Annotated in this window: 18 protein-coding genes; 10 read left to right on the top strand and 8 right to left on the bottom strand. The window is 60.9% G+C overall.

The window, feature by feature from the left end:
- Positions 1-12: 12 nt before the first annotated feature.
- Positions 13-561, top strand: a complete 549-nt coding sequence (locus tag AGR2A_RS13515; RefSeq protein ID WP_006699438.1) for a sigma-70 family RNA polymerase sigma factor — start codon at positions 13-15, stop codon at positions 559-561.
- Positions 558-1,202 (top strand): NrsF family protein, encoded by a 645-nt coding sequence (locus tag AGR2A_RS13510; RefSeq protein ID WP_034498755.1) that lies wholly within the window; start codon positions 558-560, stop codon positions 1,200-1,202. Before AGR2A_RS13515 ends, AGR2A_RS13510 begins: the two co-directional genes overlap by 4 nt.
- 79 nt (positions 1,203-1,281) lie before the next feature.
- Here AGR2A_RS13510 and AGR2A_RS13505 read toward each other — a convergent pair whose 3' ends face one another.
- Positions 1,282-2,364 (bottom strand): esterase-like activity of phytase family protein, encoded by a 1,083-nt coding sequence (locus AGR2A_RS13505; RefSeq protein ID WP_072494706.1) that lies wholly within the window; start codon positions 2,362-2,364, stop codon positions 1,282-1,284.
- A 274-nt stretch (positions 2,365-2,638) separates the two neighbouring features.
- Here AGR2A_RS13505 and AGR2A_RS13500 point away from each other — a divergent pair, with 274 nt between their 5' ends.
- The 4 genes from AGR2A_RS13500 (at position 2,639) to leuA (ending at position 6,373) form a co-directional block, all read left to right on the top strand.
- The gene (locus AGR2A_RS13500; RefSeq protein ID WP_072494705.1) at positions 2,639-3,817 is read left to right on the top strand and encodes a benzoate/H(+) symporter BenE family transporter; all 1,179 of its coding nucleotides are present in this window, start codon (positions 2,639-2,641) and stop codon (positions 3,815-3,817) included.
- A 36-nt stretch (positions 3,818-3,853) separates the two neighbouring features.
- Positions 3,854-4,144, top strand: a complete 291-nt coding sequence (locus AGR2A_RS13495; RefSeq protein ID WP_004443015.1) for a BrnT family toxin — start codon at positions 3,854-3,856, stop codon at positions 4,142-4,144.
- Positions 4,104-4,346, top strand: a complete 243-nt coding sequence (gene brnA, locus AGR2A_RS13490; protein ID WP_004443014.1) for a type II toxin-antitoxin system BrnA family antitoxin — start codon at positions 4,104-4,106, stop codon at positions 4,344-4,346. The genes AGR2A_RS13495 and brnA overlap by 41 nt, the downstream gene beginning before the upstream one ends.
- 317 nt (positions 4,347-4,663) lie before the next feature.
- Positions 4,664-6,373: a 2-isopropylmalate synthase gene (gene leuA / locus AGR2A_RS13485; protein WP_006699443.1), complete on the top strand. Its 1,710-nt coding sequence runs from the start codon at positions 4,664-4,666 to the stop codon at positions 6,371-6,373.
- A 203-nt stretch (positions 6,374-6,576) separates the two neighbouring features.
- Here leuA and AGR2A_RS13480 read toward each other — a convergent pair whose 3' ends face one another.
- Complete coding sequence (locus AGR2A_RS13480) at positions 6,577-7,542, bottom strand: metallophosphoesterase family protein (protein ID WP_072494704.1); 966 nt, start codon at positions 7,540-7,542, stop codon at positions 6,577-6,579.
- A gap of 65 nt (positions 7,543-7,607) precedes the next feature.
- Here AGR2A_RS13480 and AGR2A_RS13475 point away from each other — a divergent pair, with 65 nt between their 5' ends.
- Positions 7,608-8,099, top strand: a complete 492-nt coding sequence (locus AGR2A_RS13475; RefSeq protein ID WP_004443008.1) for an NUDIX domain-containing protein — start codon at positions 7,608-7,610, stop codon at positions 8,097-8,099.
- Positions 8,100-8,114: 15 nt separating this feature from the next.
- Here the strand turns inward: AGR2A_RS13475 and AGR2A_RS13470 are convergent, their stop codons facing one another.
- On the bottom strand, positions 8,115-9,107 hold the full coding sequence (locus AGR2A_RS13470; RefSeq protein ID WP_072494951.1) for a glutathione S-transferase family protein: 993 nt from the start codon (positions 9,105-9,107) through the stop codon (positions 8,115-8,117).
- Between the two features lie 295 nt (positions 9,108-9,402).
- Between AGR2A_RS13470 and AGR2A_RS13465 the strand changes: the two genes are divergently transcribed.
- Both AGR2A_RS13465 and AGR2A_RS13460 read left to right on the top strand, forming a co-directional pair.
- Positions 9,403-9,972: a GNAT family N-acetyltransferase gene (locus AGR2A_RS13465; protein WP_072494703.1), complete on the top strand. Its 570-nt coding sequence runs from the start codon at positions 9,403-9,405 to the stop codon at positions 9,970-9,972.
- Between the two features lie 336 nt (positions 9,973-10,308).
- A complete protein-coding gene (locus AGR2A_RS13460; protein ID WP_072494702.1) occupies positions 10,309-11,622 on the top strand; it encodes an MFS transporter in 1,314 nt (437 codons plus the stop codon).
- Between the two features lie 56 nt (positions 11,623-11,678).
- On the opposite strand, the gene AGR2A_RS13455 is transcribed toward AGR2A_RS13460, so the two are convergent.
- A complete protein-coding gene (locus AGR2A_RS13455) occupies positions 11,679-12,644 on the bottom strand; it encodes an MBL fold metallo-hydrolase (RefSeq protein ID WP_072494701.1) in 966 nt (321 codons plus the stop codon).
- A gap of 86 nt (positions 12,645-12,730) precedes the next feature.
- On the opposite strand from AGR2A_RS13455, the gene AGR2A_RS13450 reads away from it, so the two are divergent.
- Complete coding sequence (locus AGR2A_RS13450) at positions 12,731-13,684, top strand: LysR substrate-binding domain-containing protein (RefSeq protein WP_035209217.1); 954 nt, start codon at positions 12,731-12,733, stop codon at positions 13,682-13,684.
- Positions 13,685-13,703: 19 nt separating this feature from the next.
- Here AGR2A_RS13450 and AGR2A_RS13445 read toward each other — a convergent pair whose 3' ends face one another.
- The 4 genes from AGR2A_RS13445 to AGR2A_RS13430 form a co-directional block, all read right to left on the bottom strand.
- Positions 13,704-14,117: a GNAT family N-acetyltransferase gene (locus AGR2A_RS13445; RefSeq protein ID WP_072494700.1), complete on the bottom strand. Its 414-nt coding sequence runs from the start codon at positions 14,115-14,117 to the stop codon at positions 13,704-13,706.
- 89 nt (positions 14,118-14,206) lie between these two features.
- A complete protein-coding gene (locus AGR2A_RS13440) occupies positions 14,207-16,291 on the bottom strand; it encodes a hypothetical protein (RefSeq protein ID WP_072494699.1) in 2,085 nt (694 codons plus the stop codon).
- 1 nt (position 16,292) lies between these two features.
- Entirely contained in the window at positions 16,293-19,103 is a 2,811-nt protein-coding gene (locus AGR2A_RS13435; RefSeq protein ID WP_072494698.1) for a DUF4159 domain-containing protein, read from the bottom strand.
- Positions 19,100-20,026, bottom strand: coding sequence for a DUF58 domain-containing protein (locus AGR2A_RS13430; RefSeq protein WP_004442988.1), 927 nt, complete (start codon positions 20,024-20,026; stop codon positions 19,100-19,102). The genes AGR2A_RS13435 and AGR2A_RS13430 overlap by 4 nt, the downstream gene beginning before the upstream one ends.
- Between the last annotated feature and the right edge of the window lie 14 nt (positions 20,027-20,040).

Below are 20,040 nucleotides of genomic sequence, written 5' to 3'. Positions count from 1 at the left end.
CCGATAGTGACAATGACAGGCAGCCTTTCAGAAGACACTTTAAAGACGCTGATGCTGCGTTCCCTCGACGGGGACGAAGGCGCCTACAGGCATTTGCTTCATGCCCTGCGCCGGCTGCTGACTGCTTACTACGGTCGGCGCATGGGCGCCGCTTCAAGGGCAGAAGTGGAAGATCTTGTGCAGGAAACGCTATTGTCGCTGCATGCGAAGCGGGCGACCTATGATCGCTCAAGACCGTTCACGGCCTGGTTTTTTTCGATAGCGCGCTACAAGCTCATCGATCACTATCGCGGCAGGGGCGCGCGCATGCGGGGGGAGGTGGAGCTGGATGAGACCCTGGAGGCGGATTGGTCTGTCGACGCCGTCACCGCGCGGATGGATGTCGAACGGTTGCTCGAGGATTTGCCGGAGCGGCAACGCGAGCTCATTCGCAGCGTGAAGCTTGAAGGGCAGTCCATTGCCGAAGCGGCAAAAAAAACCGGCCAGACAGAGCTTGCGGCACGAGTCGGCATTCACAGGACATTAAAAACCCTGGCGGCGAAGTTGCGAGGCGACACGTGAAGAAGACGGAAGATATTATCGAGCGACTGGCAGCAGATCTCAGGCCCGTTCCGGCTTTTGCGCTCGAGCGTCGGCTGGCCTTTGCAGCCCTGCCGGCGCTTGGCGTTTCACTTCTGCTGATGTTCATCATTTTGGGACCGCGCGGCGATATGCGGGATGCGGTGAGCGAGCCAGCTTTCTGGGTGAAGTCTTTCTACAATGCCCTGCTGGCGATGGTCGCTTTTTTCGCGGTCAGGCGTCTTGCCCGGCCGGAGGGAGAAAGAAGCTGCCTGTTTGTCGGGATCGCGGTGATCGTTTCGGCAATGGCGGTGATGGCCTTCGTGCAGCTGGGATTTGCCCTGCCTGAAGCTTACCGCAGGCTCATCCTGGGTTCTTCAGCCCTGCATTGCCCGCTCTTGATCGTCGCCTTTTCTGTACCGGTGTTTTTTGCGAATTTTGCCGCTCTCAAACGATCTGCTCCTGCCGATCCCGCCCTGGCAGGTTTTGCCGCGGGACTTGCGGCCGGAGCGGCCGGAGCCTGGGTCTATTCCTGGTTCTGCAGCGAAAACGGCCTGGCCTTCGTGCTGATCTGGTATTCGCTGGGTATTCTCCTCACCGGTCTGATCGGGGCCTTCGCCGGTTCACGTCTTCTCCGCTGGTGAAGGCAGGTTTCCTGTTGTGTCGTGTCCGCTCATGCCGGCGCTGTGGGCTGTCAGGGGCCGGCACGATCCTTATCGTGTGTTACTGACCGAGGTTTGCCGGCACTGCGAAGGCTGCAAACTGGGTGAACTGCTTGCCCGGGTTGAAATTATCGTCCGAGGCGATGACAAAGAGCTGTTTGCCATCCACGACCGGTCCAAAAGCAAGGCTTTCGATATTGTCTATGTCGAGGCCGAAGTCGCCTTCCCTGATTTCGAACCATGCCGATTTGGAAACGGCGGCCACGGATGCCGGATCGATCCTGTCCTTGCCGAGAATATTCTCGGCGCGGGAGAGGTCGACGACGAAGAAGCGGATATGGTTGCCGACCCCGGAGGCGAAATTGCGCTCGACGGCGACGAGGCGCCCGTCCGGCAGGGCCGCAAGAGCGGAGAGGCCATTGTCATTGTATTTCGGCTCGGCGGCTGTCGGTGTGTTGGAGATCGCCTCCGTCACATAGACATGTTCAGCGACCGGCTTCAGGGTCGCGGTATCGATGACGAGAATACGGGACGGGCTGCCCGCCTGCGGCGTCGCCTTCGGGCCATCCTGAGTGAGCGCATTTTCGGTGGCGGCGATCAGTCTGCCAGGTGTCAACGTCAGGCCTTCGAAGCCAAGATTGTTTTGCACGCCCCTGGTCTTCGCGTCATCGATGAGATAGGCGTCGGGCAGCGCCAGCCGTTTGACATCGCTTCCATCGAGGTTTGACACATAAATCGCCGGCTGGTTTTTCAGGTCGCGTTCCGAAGACCAATAGAGCTTGCCGCCCTTGCGGTCGAGTGTGATGCCTTCCGCGTCGATGCCTTTGGGAGCGAAGGCCGCGCCGGTCTCATCCTTCAATTCATGCATGGCGGCGATATTGAGGGTGGCGACGCCTTCCGACACCGCCAGTTCCAGCTCGTAATAACGGGCCGGGCCCTTTTCCACGCGGTCGTCGGAAATTGCGAGATAACGCCCGGTTTCGCTGTCGAAAGCGAGATCGGAGATCCCGCCGAAGGTGACGCCATCGATGGCGAGGCCGGAGGGAACGACGATCTGGCCCAGAAAGGCCGGCTGCGGCAGGGTCTGGGCAGCCGCCGGAAGGGCTGCAAAACCCAGGGCTGCAACGGTGACGATACGAAACATGAAGCTCCCTCCTGTGGCGGATGATCCGTTGCGATGCAGGGAGGATTAGCGTGCTGCCGCTAAACTTTGATGACGTTTTCCATGCCGGCGTACCCGAAGCCTGGCGGTTCATCTTGCCAAGCCCCGTCTTTTTTGATCCTGAATATAGCCATGCTTCATCCAGAGCGTGCTGCTATCTTCAGATTCGCGCTTCACGCTTCAAATTTGTTCGTGTCCGTCGCCAGTGCAGATCGCTGCGGTTTCTTGCGACGGGCAGCAGGCCGCAGAGTGCTTCATGCTGAGAGATTTTTCCGTCCAGAGCCTGTTCATGGGCTGCCTCACCGCCTTTGTCGGTTTCGCCAGTTCCTTTGCCGTCGTGCTGCAGGGCCTCAAAGCCGTGGGCGCGACCGATTTCGAGGCCGCGTCGGGACTGATGGCACTTTCGGTGGCGATGGGGCTTTGCGCCATCGTTCTTTCCGTCGCCACCCGGCTGCCGGTCAGCATTGCATGGTCAACGCCGGGCGCCGCACTTCTGGCCACGACGGGCGTGATCGAGGGCGGTTTTCCTGCGGCTGTCGGCGGCTTCATTGTCTGCGCCGTCCTGATCATCGTTGCCGGCCTGTTCAAGCCGCTCGGACGGGCGGTTGCCTCCATTCCGGCGCCACTCGCCAATGCCATGCTGTCGGGTGTCATCATCGGCCTGTGTTTCGCCCCGATCAAGGCGATCGGCTTCAACCCGGCGCTTGGCCTGCCGATCATTCTGGCGTGGATTGTCGTGGGGGCTTTCAGGCGGCTGTTTGCAGTACCTGCGGCCCTTGCCGCCTTCGTGCTGGTGATGATTTTCGGCGTCGATATTCCGGCGGGTGCGCTCGATAGCGTCGCGCAATCGCTGACGCCGCCGATGGAATGGGTAACACCCGTCTTCAGCCTGCATGCCGTCGTCTCCATCGCGCTGCCGCTCTTCATTGTCACCATGGCCTCGCAGAATATTCCCGGCATTGCGGTGCTGAAGGTCAATCACTACGATCCGCAGCCCGGCCCGCTTTTCGCCGCGACCGGCTTCTTCTCGCTGCTTTCCGCACCCTTTGGCGGCCATGCGGTCAATCTTGCGGCAATAACGGCGGCGATGTGCGCGGGCGAGGATGCCCATCCTCATCCAAAGCGGCGCTATTGGGCGGCGATCATCGGCGGTGTCGGCTATATTATTTTCGGTCTGCTAGCCGGCGTGGTCACGGCCTTCGTAGCGCTTGCGCCGCCCATCCTCATTCAGGCGGTGGCGGGGCTGGCGCTGGTCGGCGCCTTTTCCGGCTCCGCGGTCGCCGCGTTCAAGGACCCCGAAACCCGCGAGGCTGCGGCCATCACTTTCCTCATCACGGCCTCCGGCCTCTCCTTCGGCGGCGTTTCCGGCGCTTTCTGGGGCTTGATCGGCGGCGGGTTGATGATGGCGTTGCAACGGTTGGTAAGGCGTGGTTAGGTAGTGGAAATGGTATAGTTTTTATATTATATTCTCATGGAATTCGAATTTGATCCGGCCAAGAGCGCTGGCAATAAAGACAAGCACGGGATTGATTTTGTCGATGCTCAGGCGTTGTGGCACGACAAATTCGGTTTGACCGTTACCGCGCTGGGCGTCGGTGAAGAGCGGTTTGCGCTCATCGCTCTTCTCGGCGGCAAATTATGGCTCGCAGTGCATACGCTGCGGGATGGGCGTATTCGAATCATTTCCGTTCGGCGCGCCCGTGAGTTAGAGAGGCATCATTATGAAGACAATAAGCGCAGAAGAATTCGACAGAATGGCTGATGATGGCGAGGACATCGGTGAGTATCTCGACTGGACAACGGCGCGGCATCTGAATATCGAGCCCAAACGTGTCAACATCGATTTTCCGACGTGGGTCGTCAACGACCTGGACAATGAGGCTCGGAGACTTGGGGTGACCCGGCAGTCGCTTGTCAAATTGTGGATCGCGGAAAGGCTTGAGATCGGCCGACACGCAAAATAGGCCTGCACCGCACAAGATCACTTGTCAGACCGCCAGCCGCTGTTTATACACATCGCCATGAGCAACAGCATCGCAACCATTTCCGGCATGAGCGCGCAGATTTCTGCGAAGGCCTCGCCGTGCGGTGCACTCTCGCTTCTTAGCCTCGACCTTACACGCGGTTGCCGGGTCCAGTGAGGAGCGCCCGGCGGCCGAAAGCCCGCTGGTGCAAACGCTCCTCATCTCGAAATCTCATTTATACTGGATTTAGGCCCTCAAGGGCCGCGCATCCGCCGATGGCTTGAATAAGCCCGCGGATGGCGCAAGGAGGAAGCGACATGGACGCCAAGACCACCACTGTTTCCAAGGGCATGACCGACGCGAGCGTGAAGTATCGCCCTTATCCCACGATCAACATCCCCGACCGCACCTGGCCTTCCAAGACGATCACCAAGGCGCCGATCTGGTGTTCGGTGGACCTGCGCGACGGTAATCAGTCGCTGGTCAACCCCATGGGTCACGACCGCAAGGCCCGCATGTTCAAGCTGCTGCTCGAAATGGGTTTCAAGGAAATCGAGATCGGTTTCCCTTCCGCGTCGCAGACGGATTTCGATTTCGCCCGCTGGTGCGTGGAAGAGGGTAATGTGCCCGATGACGTCTCGTTGCAGGTTTTGGTGCAATGCCGCCCGGAACTAATCACCCGCACCTTCGAAGCGCTGGAAGGCGCCAACAAGCCGATCATCCATTTCTACAATTCGACATCGGAACTGCAGCGCCGCGTGGTGTTCGGCAAGGATGTGCACGGTATCAAGCAGATCGCGGTCGATGCGGCCAAGATGATCACCGACATGGCGGCCAAGGCCGGCGGCGGTTACCGCTTCGAATATTCGCCTGAGAGCTTTACCGGCACAGAGCTGGAAGTGGCGCTGGAAATCTGCAACGCCGTCGTCGAGGTTGTGAAGCCGACTGCCGACAACAAGCTGATCCTCAACCTGCCATCGACGGTGGAAATGGCGACGCCGAATATCTATGCCGACCAGATCGAATGGATGTGCCGCAATATCGACAATCGCGAAAACGTCATCATCTCGCTCCATCCGCACAATGACCGCGGCACGGGCATTGCGGCGACCGAGTTGGGCCTGATGGCGGGTGCGGACCGCGTTGAAGGCACCCTCTTCGGCAATGGTGAGCGCACCGGCAATGTCGATGTCGTGACGCTGGCGCTGAACATGTATACGCAGGGTGTAGATCCTGAGCTGGACTGCCGCGATATCGAGCGCATCAAGGCGGTCTATGAATATTCCAACGAGATGACGATCCCCGAGCGCCACCCTTACGTGGGCGAACTGGTCTACACGGCGTTTTCCGGCTCGCATCAGGACGCCATCAACAAGGGCATGAAGGCGATCAAGGTCGCCAATCATCCCGTCTGGGAAGTGCCCTATCTGCCGATCGATCCAAAGGATGTGGGACGCTCCTACGAGGCGATCATCCGCATCAACTCGCAATCCGGCAAGGGTGGCATCGCCTATATCCTCCAGCAGGATTACGGCATCAACCTGCCGCGCAATTTGCAGGTGGAGTTCCGCGAGGATATCCAGCGCATCACCGATGAAGAGGGTGTCGAGCTGCCGGCCAAGCGCATCTATGAGCGCTTTATCGAGCGCTACGTGACGCAGCCGAATGCGCGCCTCAAATTCGTCGATCACCACACCTATCCGGCCGGCGATTTCAAGGGCGTGCGCATCGTTGCCGCGGAGATCACCGACAATGGTGAGGTGAAGCGCATTGAAGGCAAGGGGACCGGTCCGATCGACGGGTTCATCAATGCGCTGTCGGTTTATCTCGGCATTGATCTCTCGGTGAACGATTATTCCGAGCACTCGCTGCAGCACGGCTCGAATGCCTCGGCCATCGCTTATGTCGAGATGGAACATCCGGGCGGCAAGCTGTTCGGAGCAGGGGTGAATACGAATATCGTGGCGGCTTCGCTGGAAGCGATCGTTTCTGCGGCCAACCGAGTGTTGGAAGAGCGGGCGAAGTAAGGCTGGCGTTGAGGTGGGCAAGCCCCCCCCCCCTCTGTCCTGCCGGACATCTCCCCCCAAGGGGGGAGATCGACTCCCGGACAGGTCTCGCCCATCTCAACGTTTGTGAATGAAATGGCGGTAGTGCTTCCTGCTGATCTCCTCCCTTGAAGGGGGAGATGCCCGGCAGGGCAGAGGGGGGGGTAGCCCCAACCTCCTACCTCTCAATCCTCCGGGCTCTGCTCCGCAGGCCGCGAAAACCCCAGTGGCCGCCCGTTTTCATAAAATACCCTGATATCCTCAAGCGCGACACCGGTTGCCGTCTCATTGAGGCTGTGCCGTTCGCAGGTCACGTTCCAGGTGCCGGGACCACCGGAGATGTTGAAGAGATTATAGGCCGCGCGCGGTTTTTCTCCACCGGGCCCCTGGCTGGCAGAGGCGATGCCGACCACGGGAATGTGGTCTTCACCATGGTGCGTGTTCAGCCAATAGACTGTGTTCAAATGTGTATGGCCATGCAGCACGAGCTCCGCACCGCCGACGCCTAGCGCCGCGGCGAAACGGCGTATGCCGATCATGCGCTTGTGCGTTGGGGCGGCGCCACGGATCGGCGGGTGATGGATCATCACGACGCGGAACAGCCCCTGTTCCCCGGCTTTTTTCAACAGTTCCGCCGTGGCGCGCGCCTGCCGGTTGCCGAAATAGCCGGTGGCCGAGAAAGGTGGCGTCGCAATCGATGTGGAGCAGCCGATCAGCGCGATGGGGCCGCGCACGCGCATATAGGGGAATATCTTGCGGTCGTCGTCCCATTCGGCAGGGTCGCCATCGCCACGAACATAGGGGTACCAGGCCTGCATCGCCTTGTCATGCGCGCCGGACACATAGGCGTCGTGATTGCCGGGAACGACGGAGGTCTTTTCGGGGTCACCCACCTCTTCCAGCCAGTCGGCGGCGGCGCGAATTTCAATGCCGGTCGCAAGATTGACGAGATCGCCGGTGATAGCCAGATGATCCGGTAATTTTGTCTCCAGATCGTCCAGCAGCTTTTCCAGCGTATCGGTGAAGAGATGCTTGCGGCGGTTGCGATGCCAGTTGACGAAACCGGTGATACGCTTGGATGCAAGTTCGCGAAAAGTGAGTTTTGGAAGTGGCCCCAAATGGACGTCTGAAATATGCGCAAGTTTGAACATGGCGGCAGAGATAACCTATGATATGCCGCACGTCCAACAAAAGCCGGCAGGCGGGGAGAAACAGGGTGAATGACGAGACAACCGGGCGGCAGGCCCGTCCGTTCCATATGCGCGTCTTCATTCGTTTGCTGCATTTCGTTTTTCTGTTCACGCGCGGCGCAACTCTTGGCGTGCGTGCCGCCTGCTATGATGGAACCGGCAGGATTTTCCTCGTCCGCCACACCTATCTGCCGGGCTGGTATCTGCCGGGTGGAGGGGTGGAGCGGGGTGAAACCCTGCTCGCGGCGCTTCACAAGGAAATTAGGGAGGAAGGCAATCTCGAAGCCACGTCAAAGCCTGAGCTTTTCCATGTTTATCTCAATCTGGAAGGCAGCAATCGCGACCATGTCGCGCTTTATCGGCTTGAGGTTACCCAGACCAAGCCGAAAAAGCCGGATCATGAAATTGCCGAAAGCGGCTTTTTCGATCTTTCAAATCTGCCCGAAGGAGTGACAGCCGCAACCCGCCGCCGCCTTGCAGAACTTGCCGGCGAGGCGGCGCTCGCCGATCACTGGTAGCAGTGTCCACCCTCGTCAGGAAAGCGAGTCGCGGCCATGGGCCTTTGTCAGGTCCAGCTCGGGGCCGATGGGCACGATGCCTGTCGGGTTGATGGTGCGGTGGCTGCGGTAATAATGTTCCTTGATATGGCGCATATCGACCGTGTCAGGCACGCCCGGCGTCTGGTAAAGATCGCGCAGGTAACCCGTGAGGTGCGGATAGTCGTGGATGCGGCGGATATTGCACTTGAAATGGCCGACATAGACGGGGTCGAACCGAACCAGCGTGGTGAACAGGCGCCAGTCCGCTTCCGTCTGCTCCGAACCGAACAGGAAACGGCGGTGCTTCAGCCGGTCTTCCAGCATGTCCAGCGTTTCGAAGACCTTGACCGCATTCTGCTGATAGGCATCCTGCGTTGTGGCAAAGCCAGCCTTGTAGACGCCGTTATTGACGGTGTCGTAAATCACGTCGTTCAACGCGTCTATTTCGGCGCGGAACGTCTCGGGATAATAATCGGTCTGCGAGCCGGTGAGGTCGTTGAAGGCGGAGTTGAACATGCGGATGATTTCCGCCGATTCGTTGGAAACGATGGTGCCGCGCTTCTTGTCCCAGAGCACCGGCACGGTCACGCGGCCGGAATATTTGGGATCTGCTTTGGTGTAGACCTGCCAGAGCGCGGATGAACCGAAGAGGTGATCCTCGGTCGCACCTGGCGTCCGCTCACCTTCAGGCTTAAATTCCCAGCCGTTTTCCAGCATCAAAGGGTCGACAACCGAGACCGAAACAAGCTCTTCCAACTTTTTCAGCTTGCGAAAAATCAGGGTTCGGTGCGCCCAGGGGCAGGCGAAGGAGACATAGAGGTGGTAACGGTCCTTCTCCGCTGCGAAGCCGCCTCCTCCTGAAGGGCCGGGTGCGCCATCCGCCGTTATCCAGTTGCGGAATTGTGAGGCGCTGCGCTTGAAATGCCCCTTGGTTTCCTTGGTGTCGTACCAGACGTCTTTCCATACGCCTTCCACCAGCATGCCCATGACGATCTCCTTGATTGTTTCCTTGGCGGCAATCCTACCCGTTTCACTCGTTGTCGCGAACCCGCAAGGCATTGAACAATGCGTTTCCGTGCTGCAGAGCTGGAATGGGGCCGCGACGAGATTTGTTCTGGACGGGTCGTTATTTTCCTGATAATTGCGATTTTCACAAATCTGAGGAAATTTTTGATTATGATCGAACTACGGATGCTCCGACGACGCTGACGCTCCTGAACGCCCTAACCGGCGCAGCCGTCATCTATTGTCGCATCCGCATTCTGGAAGTTTCGGTCTCTTCATGTCCAAGCACGATCTTGTCTACCTCACCGAGGACGCGTCGCACGACGCCATCATCGAAGTCATCAACGAAGAAGCATTTGGCCCCGGCCGGCACACCCGTGCGGCAGCGCGCATTCGCGAGCAGGGTCCGCATGACCGGTCGCTCTCCTTCGTCTGCGCCGATGATGGCGAGACGATTGCCTCGGTGCGCATGACGCCGGTTCTGGCAGGCAATGTGAAGGGTCATATGCTTGGCCCGCTTGCGGTTCGGCCCTCTCACAAGAACAAGGGCATCGGCCGGGAACTCGTCCGGATCGCCATTGCGGCGGCAAGGCGCAAGGGCTCCGAAGCCGTGATACTGATCGGCGATCCGCCCTATTACATGCCGCTCGGGTTCGAGAAGATCGCTTATGCGGCGCTTGATTTTCCGGGGCCGGTTGATCCGAACCGGGTGCTGGTCGTGCCGCTTGGTAATGACGTGCACCAGCGGCTGAAGGGCAATATCGGCTGGCGCAAATGCGAGGCCGTGATGTCGGCTGCGACAGTGGAAGATGAGGGTTTCGAGGCGCCTCTTCGGGTTTACGGGTGACGGGGTATCCGAAGAGCTTTTTGCTTCTTAGCGCAACATAAGCCCCGTCATTCCGGCCTTGAGCCGGAATGCAGCCAGGCCAAGTCTTTGGGCTGAAAAGGACTCTTCCCACAGCGCAGACGCGCCGTGACTGGATCCCGGCTCGAGGCCGGGATGACGGAAGGGGCGTTGCGCGCTATGGCAGACATCGAGACCGCCGTGCACATCTTTTCGTCTGGTAAAATCTTCTTCCGGTAGCCTGTTTCGAAACAACGAGTCTCCCTCCACAGAATTCAATTCCGTTTCCTCCCCCCATGCGATAGCAAGTGAAAGTCGGTTTTTGCGAAGGGACGAGGCATGACGGCAATCACCATGAATGATGCGCTGGAGCGCGCGGGCGCAGGCGCCTATCAGCGCAGGCTGATGGGCATATTCGGCCTCGTCTGGGCGGCGGATGCCATGCAGGTTCTGGCCGTCGGTTTCACTGCGGCCTCCATTGCCGCAACCTTTGGGCTGACGGTGCCGCAGGCGCTGCAGACCGGAACAGCGTTCTTTTTCGGGATGTTGCTGGGTGCTGCGGGTTTCGGACGGCTGGCGGACCGTTACGGCCGTCGCCGGGTGCTGATCGTCACGGTGGCCTGTGATGCCCTGTTCGGCGTGCTTTCGATATTCTCGCCGGATTTCACCATTCTGCTTGTCCTGCGCTTTCTCACCGGGGCCGCCGTGGGCGGCACGCTGCCGGTGGATTATGCGATGATGGCGGAATTCCTGCCCGCCAGGAATCGTGGGCGCTGGCTCGTCTTTCTGGAAGGTTTCTGGGCTGTCGGGACGCTGATCGTGGCGCTTGCAGCCTGGGGTGCCAGCCTTGCCGGTGTTGCCGATGCCTGGCGATATATCTTTGCCGTAACCGCGTTCCCGGCTGTCCTCGGCCTTGGCCTTCGCTTTCTCGTGCCGGAATCGCCGCTTTATCTCCTGCGCACGGGTCGGTCAGAGGAAGCAAAGGCCGTCGTCAACCGTATGCTGGTCACGAATGGCCGCGCCCCGCTCGATGCCGGGACAGGGCTTTTCCAGCCTGAAGTGTCCAAGGGGCAGGGGATATTTTCACCGGCGCTGCGCCAACGCAGCATCATGATCCTCTCAATCTGGTTTCTCGTTTCCGTTTCCTATTACGGCGTCTTCACCTGGATGCCGGCGAAGCTGGCGGGAGATGGCTTCGGTTTCGTACGCGGTTATGGTTTCCTTGTGCTGGTGGCGCTGGCACAGATCCCCGGCTACGCGCTCGCGGCCTATGGTGTCGAAAAGTGGGGTCGCAAGCCGACGCTGATCGGCTTCTGCCTGCTCTCCGCGCTCGGATGCCTGCTTTTCACGCTTGCTTCCGGCGGTGCGATGATTGCCGCCTCGCTTCTCATCATGAGCTTTGCGTTGCTTGGCACCTGGGGCGCTCTCTATGCATTCACGCCGGAACTTTACCCGACGGAATCACGGGCAACCGGCATGGGTGCCGCAGGGGCGATGGCGCGGCTTGGCGGCCTGCTGGCGCCGTCACTCCTCGGTTATGCCATTGCGCAGGGTTTTGGTGTCGCGATCGGCATATTTGCCGGGCTGCTGGTACTGGCCGCCATTGCGGCGACTATGATCAATGCGGAAACGCGCCAGGTGGCGCTGACATAGGGTGTCAGTGCGGGACGATGGCCTGACCCTTGAGGATCAGGCCATTCTGTTCGGCTTTATAGCGTCGTGTAATTCACCGGCAGCCAATCATAATTGGTGCTGTCGGTGCGCACATGACCGATGCCGGGGAAGGCAATATGCGCCCCTGCCACCAGATATTTGCCTTCCACCGCCTGTTTAAATGCCCGATCACGCGTGGCGACGGCTGCCTTCTGATCGACGTCGAATGCGACGGCGACATCAGGTTCATCGAACTGGAGGATATCGCCATGGGTAATATCGCCCCAGAAGACGATTTTCTGGCCGTCGCTTTCGAGAACGATGCCGCTGTGGCCCGGCGTGTGGCCGGCGTAAAGGACTGAGCCGAGACCGGGAACCGGCGCGGCATTGTCGCCGAACGTCTCGAACTTGCCGGCATCGATATAGGGCTGGATGCTTTCTTTGGCTTCGGCATAGCCCTTCTTCAGCGCCTCCGGTGCTGCCTTGGCCTTCGCCTCATCGAGCCAGAAAGCGGCTTCGCGCTTGTTCACGCGCAGGGTCGCGTTGGCGAAGACGCGCTTGCCATCCGCGGAGAGACCGCCGGAATGATCTGTATGGATATGGGTGAGAACGACATCATCTATCTCATCCGCTTTGTAGCCCGAGGCTTCGATATTGGCGACGAGCCTGCCGAGGCTTGGGCCAAGATAGGAGCCGGTGCCGGCATCGATCAGCACCAGCCTGTCACCGGTGTTGACGAGAAACGCATTGACGGACGTAGGCGTCTCTTCCGGAAGGAACGCATCCTGAAGCGCCTTCGTCGCATGTTCCGGTGTGGTGTTGGTGTAGATTTTGGCAAGCGGCAGCGCAATGACCCCGTCCGAAAGCGCAGTAACTTCCACCTTGCCGAGCATCAGCCGGTAGAAGCCGGGCGCCTGCGTGGCGACAAGCGGTGCCTTGGCAAATGCGACGGAGGGCGCAACAAAGGGGGCGGCGATGAGGGCGCTGGCGGCGCCTTTGAGAAGTGAGCGACGTGATGGCATTGAAGGCTCCTGGGTTTAGGAATGTCTTGAAACTTTCCGATCTCCAGTTAAGTGTAGGCAGGTTAGCAATCAAATCGATGTGACTTATGCAAACTATCGATCATTTCAATCTCCGTTCCTTCGATCTCAATCTCCTCGTCGCTTTCGATGCGATGATGGAAGAGATGAACGTCACGCGCGCGGCACGGCGGCTGAAAATCCAGCAACCTGCCATGAGCCATAATATCTCCACCCTGCGCACACTGTTTCAGGATGAGCTGTTCATTCGCGTGGGGCAGGAAATGAAGCCGACGCCGCGGGCGCTCAATCTGGCGGGGCCGGTACGGCAGGCGCTGAGACAAGCGCAGGCGGCGGTGTTGACGGCTGATGTGTTCGATCCGGCGACCGAGCGGCGGACGTTCCGGCTCGGCATGTCCAGTGAGGTGGAGCTGCTGCTTTTACCGGATCTGTCCGCGCGGCTGCGCGAGATCGCACCCGGTATCCGTATCCTTGCGCGCAACGGGCAACAGCAGGAAATCACCGCTATGCTGGATACGGGCGTGATCGACATGGCTGTAGGATGCACCTATTCGAAGGAACAGCGGCACCATTGCGAACCGCTTTATTCTTCCAGCGTGCTCTGCTGCTTCAACCCGGCTCTGCTCGATCTGCCCAATCCCGTTGGACTGGACGCCTATCTGTCGGCCAAGCACGCGGTCATATCACAGACCGACAGTCTGCATGGCTGTATCAAGGACGCGCTGGAACTGACCGGACTGGAAATCGACGTCGTCGCCGCTGCGCCGGATTTTCTTTCCGTGCTGGCAACGGCGCGCTCCTCAGCCGTGCTGGCGACCGTGTCTTCGCGCATTGCTCAGCGTTATGCGCCCATGCTGGGACTGGAAGTGAGCCCGGTGCCGGTGACGTTGAATTTCCCGCCTGTTGCCATGGTCTGGACATTGCAGACCGATGCGGATGCGGGAGCCGTGTGGCTGCGTCAACAGATTCGCGAGACCATGGGACGCACGGTCGACAGCGAGGTGTCGGGCATCGCCGCCTGAAATTTGCGTGGCCGGCGCTCTAGAACCGTTTCTCCAGCCAGGTGATGGATTGGCCGCTGGAGAGTGGCCCAAGCGAGCCGATCTTGGTGAAACCGTACCGTTCGTAAGTCCTCAGCGCATCCGGGTTCATCGTGTCGATATAGGCGCCCATACAGCCGCGCTTTTTCGCCTCGTCTTCGGCCATGGCCAGAAGTTTCGAGGCCGTGCCTTGTCCGCGCATCGTCTCCGGCACGAAAAGAAGCTGCACATAAAGCCAGCCGCGGGCGGTGTGGCCCACCAGGCCGCCGGTGACCTCATTGTCGTCGTTGCGGATGGTGATGATAATGTCGCGTTTGTCGCTTTCGCCGAAACGAGTAAGATTATAGGCCACCAGAGGATCGCGGATGGCTTTTTCGGCCTCTGGATCGGCGGCATCGCTTAAAACGAAATTCATGTTCATCTTCCCCGGCCGCCGGGCGGTGGCCGTTTCCCGTTTACGTGCCGAGACGAGGGGAAGGCCCCACGATCTTTGCTGGAACGCCCTTACCGGCCTTCACGCCACCATAGAGCGGAGAAGGCAAGCAGTAACGCGCCTAGCCCGGCGAAACCTGCAAAGAGCGGCAGGGTGTTGACGCCTTTCAGCACCGTCTCGTCGGTCATGCGTATCAGCATGCGATCCTCATCGGCAACCCTGATATCGCCACGAACCGGCAAAATATCCGGCAGTGTGACCCGGCCGGAATTATCGGCGACACGGTGCACGCTGCCTTTGGTGGCATCTGCCAGCGGCTTCAGCGTTTCGGTCGTTGAAATCATCGCCTTGAATTCGGGGGCGTCCACTGCGCCAACATGGACGAGGGTGGTGAAATCGCCGTTCTTGATTTCGAACAGGCCGGTTTCATCCATGCGGCGTTCGATCCTGTAGAGACCGGGCTCGCTGCTGGTGAAAGCCATGTTTTCGGTTTTGCCGGAAGGGAAACGCACGCTGGCCTGACCGGGATCGTCACCGATGGTCTGACGGGTGATCTGCAGGGTGCGTCCGTTGGCGCGCGCCGTCAGTGCCTCTTCCTCCAGCTCGGGTTCTTTCATCAGCCAGTGGGCGATGCGGCGGTAAAGCGCCACATGCGGGCCGCCGCCCTCATAACCACGCGCCCAGAGCCAGCCCTGATCCGACAGCAGCATGGCGACACGGCCTTCACCCTGGCGGTTGAGCACCAGCAGCGGGTCCTGACCATCGCCCAGCATCACGGTCTGGCCCTGCGGCGGGTCGACGCTGATGGTGCGGAACCAGCGGCCCCATTGCGGCGGCTCATTGCCCGATCCCTCTAGCCCGCGGGTGACCGGGTGTTTCTTGCCCGCTTCCGAAAGGCGCGGGTAGAAGGCGGCCTGATGCACCTGACCGGTCGGCTGCGCCGGCAGCACGGAGGCCAGAGGCGTCATGGCGATCGAATCCTGACCGGCATGCTCCGGCCCGGCGGCAATCAGCAGCGCGCCGCCTTTTTCGACATATTGGGCGATGTAATCGTAATAGAGGATCGGCAACACGCCGCGATGCTGGTAGCGATCGAAGATGATGAGATCGAAATCATTGATCTTCTCGACGAACAGCTCCCGTGTGGGGAAGGCGATCAGCGAGAGTTCGTTGATCGGCGTGCCGTCCTGCTTTTCCGGCGGACGCAGAATGGTGAAATGCACCAGATCGACCGAGGCGTCGGATTTCAGGAGGTTGCGCCATGCCCGTTCGCCGGCGTGCGGTTCGCCGGAGACGAGCAGCACGCGCAGGTTCTGGCGGATGCCTTCGATCAGGTGAACGGCGCGGTTATTGGCAACAGTCACTTCGCCCGGGATTTCGGCGACGGAAAATTCCATGACATTGTTGCCGCCGCGTGGGACCTTGAAGCGGAACGGCGTCGGCTGACCGGGTGTCGCCTGTAGTGTGGCGATCTCTTCGCCATTCATCTTCACCGTCACCTCAGCTGCGCCACCGCCTGCCGGGCGTCCGTCATCGAAGACGCGCAGCGTCAGTTGCTGTTCCTCATTGACGATGCCGAAGCGCGGGGCGCGAACGATTTCGATACGGCGGTCGAACTCATCAGCCTTGCCCGTGATCAGGCCGTGCACGGGCGCGCGGAAGCCGAGCGCCTGCTCGGCGTTGGGCAGGGCATTGGGAATATCGTGAATCTGGCCATCGCTCAGCAAAATCGCGCCACCCACGCGGGAAGGCGAGACATCCGAAACGGCGGAGGACAAGGCCGAGAAAAGCCGGGTCGAGGGCGAATCGCTCTCGCCATTGTCGCGCACTTCAACGATACGCGGCTCGATGCGCGGGAAGCGGGACAGCCGGTCTTTCAGCGCGTTAAGCGCCGTATCCGTCATCTGCGGCCGGTCCTGCACGTCCTGGCTCTGCGAGCGGTCCACGATAACGGGGACGATGGTGGAAAGCGGCTCGCGCTCCTCCTGCGTCAAAAGCGGATTAGCGATGGCGGCAAGCAGGGCGGCGAGCGCCAGCCCGCGCAACCATGCGCCACGCACGCCGCGCCACAGGCCGATGAAGGAAAGGAGAAGTGCTGCGACGGCCAGAACGGCGATCACGATCCATGGCAGGAAGGGAGCGAAGGTCAATGTCATGTCACTGCCCCAACCGTTCGAGAAGTGCCGGAACGTGGACCTGATCGGCCTTGTAGTTGCCGGTCAGCATATACATCATAATGTTGACGCCGGAGCGGAAGGCATGTTCGCGCTGCATCTCGTCAGGCGGCACGGTGGGCAGAACCGGTGCGCCCTGCGCATCGACGGCCCATGCGCCGGCGAAATCATTGCCGGTTATCATGATCGGCGTCACGCCGTCCCCGGAGGAGGAGAGGCCGGAGGTGGTCTTGGCGGCACCCTGACGCGATTCCACCCAGAGCGGCGAGCCATTGTAACGGCCGGGGAAATTGGTGAGCAGGTAGAAGGAACGCGTCAGGACGTGATCCTCCGGCACGGGCTCCAGCGGCGGAATATCGATATTGGCGAGGATCGCCTGCAAACGCTCGCCATTGGCGCTGGTCGCGCCGGTATCGAGCGAGGAGAACTGGTCGCGTGTATCGAACAACACCGTGCCGCCGGCGCGCATATAGGCGTCGATGCGCGAGATGGCGGCGCTGGACGGCATGGGCGCAGAGGCCGAAACCGGCCAGTAGATGATTGGGTAGAAGGACAATTCATCCTTGGAAATATCGAGGCCGACAGGCTGCCCGGGCTCCAATGTTGTGCGCCAGGTCAGGAATTCGCTCAAACCCTGTAAACCCTGTTCTGAAATGCGATCGACGTCGTCTTCGCCGGTGCGGACATATGCGAGGTGCGTTGTATCAAGCCGCTCGAATATCTGCTCGTCGCCGGGTTTGGGATCGTCGGCGCGGGCATCGTTTGGCGCCATGGCGGCAAAGGCACCAAGCGCCAGCAGCATTGTGGCCACTGTGGCGCTTCTGGCTTTCGGCAGGCGGGCAAAGGCACCGTTCATGAAAAGCACGATCAGGCTGTCGGCAATCAGCATCAGGAAGGCAGCGATGAAGAGGGCGGGACGCAGCGATTTCGCGGTTTCGCCGATCAGCGCTTCACTTGACGTGCTGACACCGGCGGCCGAGGTATCGAGCGCGCGCAGCGTCGCACCTGCCGGCAGAAGATTGAGAGCCACGAAACCATCCTCTGTGCCGTAAAGGCCGGGGGGATTGTCGAAACCGGTGCGCGGAAGCTGGCCCGCGCGCATTTCCAGCGGCCGGGCAGTGCCGATTTCGGCAGATAGCGCGCCTTCCGCCGTCAGCAGCCGGAAGGGTGGTAGAGCGGCGGCCGGGGCATTGGCGGAAGCCGAAGCGCCGCCCGCCTTGGACAATTGCACGATACGGCGAAGCATATCGACGAAGTGGCCTGATATCGGCAGGTCGGACCAGCTGGCCTCGGCGCTGACATGGAACAGCACGATGCGGCCCGCCTCGACGTTGCGGGTGGTGACGAGCGGCGTGCCATCGGCGAGGCTTGCCCAGGTGCGTTCGGCGAGGTCCGGTGTCGGCTCGGCCAGAACCTGACGTTTGACGAGAATGCCATCGGCTTTCGGCATGCCGGCGAAAGCGCCGAATGCAGGGAAATCGGCAAGCGGTTGCGGTTCAGCCCAGGAGAGTGCGCCGCCGAGCGCGCGTTCGCCCTGTCTCAACGTCACCGGCACCAGCGGGTCGTCGGCGGGGGCTGCAGCAAGGCGTGGCCCGGCGAAGCGGATCAACGTGCCGCCGCCCACAAGCCATTTTTGCATCGGCTCATAGGTTTCCTGCGGCAGGCGGCCGATATCGGCCATGACGATGACGGAGGGGTTGGATTGCAGGATTTCCGGGATGGCCTGCGCCAGATCGGCCTGCCGCTGCGGAATGAGATCGACGAAGGGCTGAAGTGCGCGGCTGATGTAATAAAGCGGTTGCAGCAGCGGCTGGAAGTCGTTGCCGGTTTCGCCTGCCAGCAGCGCCACGCGGCGGCGGCGGAAGCCGTCATCGAGAAGATGCACTGCACCCGCCGTGGAAACACCTTCAAGCGAAAGACGGGCGAAATCGTTGCGCAATTCGAAGGGTGCTTCCACCGTTGCCGTTGTTTCAGCCTGGCCGGGGGCGAAGGTGGCGATGCCATTGGCGAGGATGCGGCCCTGGCTGTCCTGCGCGTTGACCGTCAACCGGGCAGCTTCCGCAGTATCGAGCCTTGAAAGCGAAACGCTCATGGCGTCGGCATTGTTGGTTGCGCCCGTTATCGCGGCAATGGCCTTGCCGTCGCCGCTGACGATACGGAATTCGGCTGGTGAAAGACTGGCCAGCGTTTTCAGGGCGCTTTCGTCCTGCGCCGTCTGCACGCCATCAGCGATATAGGCGAGGGTGCCGGGGGTCGTGCCGTTAAGCGCTTCGGTGATGGCTTCGGCCATACGGACACGATCGGGCACGAGCGGCTTCGGTTTTGCCGCTGCCAGCTTTTCCAGGGCGACCGCTGTCGTTCCGGGCACGGCGTCATGTTCGGCATTGGCTGTAAAAGCGATGGCGACGGGGCGCTCGGCACGCTCTGCATCCCCGATCAGGGCTTCCGCGGTCGCCACGCGCCGCTCCCAGTCGGGCGCAGACGCCCAGCTATTGTCAACCACCAGCACCAGCGGGCCGCTGCCGGCGATGCCGCTGTTGCGTGGATTTACCACGGGATCGGCGAGAGCAAGAATCACGGCGGCGGCAAGCGCCATGCGCAGCAAGGTGAGCCACCACGGGCTTTTCGACGGCGTTTCCTCGCGTTTCAACACCGTCGCCAGAATCTTCAATGGCGGGAAGACCTCCGCCTTGGGGCGCGGCGGGGTCAGCCGCAGCAGCCACCAGATGGCAGGCAGCGCCAGCAAGCCGAAGAGGATGTAGGGGCTGGTGAAGACGAAAGGCAATGCGCTCATCGGCGGCCACCGCCTTGCCCACCGCCCTGTGCCGGCGCGCCGGAAAGATACATGTGCATGGCCACCAATGCCTCGGAAGCGAGATGGTCGGTGCGGTGGAACACGAAGTTCCAGCCCAGCCGGCGAAGCGACGAGGAGAGTGCCTCGCGCCTTGCGAGATAGGCGCGGGTATAGTCTTCGCGAATGGTCTCGGCGCGGCCGGACACCAGTTTTTCGCCGGTTTCCGGATCGCTGAATTCGGTGCGGCCGGAATAGGGGAAGGTTTCTTCGGCCGGGTCGGCAATTTCCACCACGTGGCCGCGCAAGCCCCGCCGTGCGAGCGGTGAAATGCGCTCCATCACGGCCTGTGCATCATCGAGAAAATCACCGATCAGCACGATGTCGCTCGCGCCACGGATCATGCCCGTTTCCGGCATGCCTTCGGTCGGCGGCGCATGCATGATCGCGGTGGCGAGCCGTTCGGCGGCATTCCGGGCCGAAACCGGTTCCATGATACCGGGGCAGCCGATGCGCTCGCCGGAGCGCGCGAGGATTTCCGCCAGCGCCAGCATCAGCACCAGGGCCCGGCTTTCCTTGGAAACGGAACCGAGGGTCGATTTGAACATCATCGACGGCGACATGTCAGCCCAGAGCCAGATGGTGTGAGCCGCTTCCCATTCGCGGTCACGCACATAGGTATGATCGTCGCGGGCGGAGCGCCGCCAGTCGATGCGCGAGAGACTTTCGCCTTCGGCATAGGGGCGGAACTGCCAGAAATTTTCGCCGATGCCGCGCTTGCGGCGGCCATGCCAGCCTGCGGTGACGGTGTTGGCGATGCGCTTTGCCTCGACCATGCAGTCCGGCACCAGAGCAGCGCGCTGGCGCGCGCGCGCCAGAACTTCGCTACCCGGTGTCTTGTCTACGATCTGGCCGATGGATGCCACATGCAGTCCTTTCG

Origin of the sequence: Agrobacterium genomosp. 2 str. CFBP 5494 (assembly GCF_900013495.1) — a bacterium.
Lineage (GTDB): Bacteria > Pseudomonadota > Alphaproteobacteria > Rhizobiales > Rhizobiaceae > Agrobacterium > Agrobacterium pusense.
Note: the sequence above shows the minus strand (reverse complement) of the source record. Positions and strands in the feature narration are given on the sequence as shown.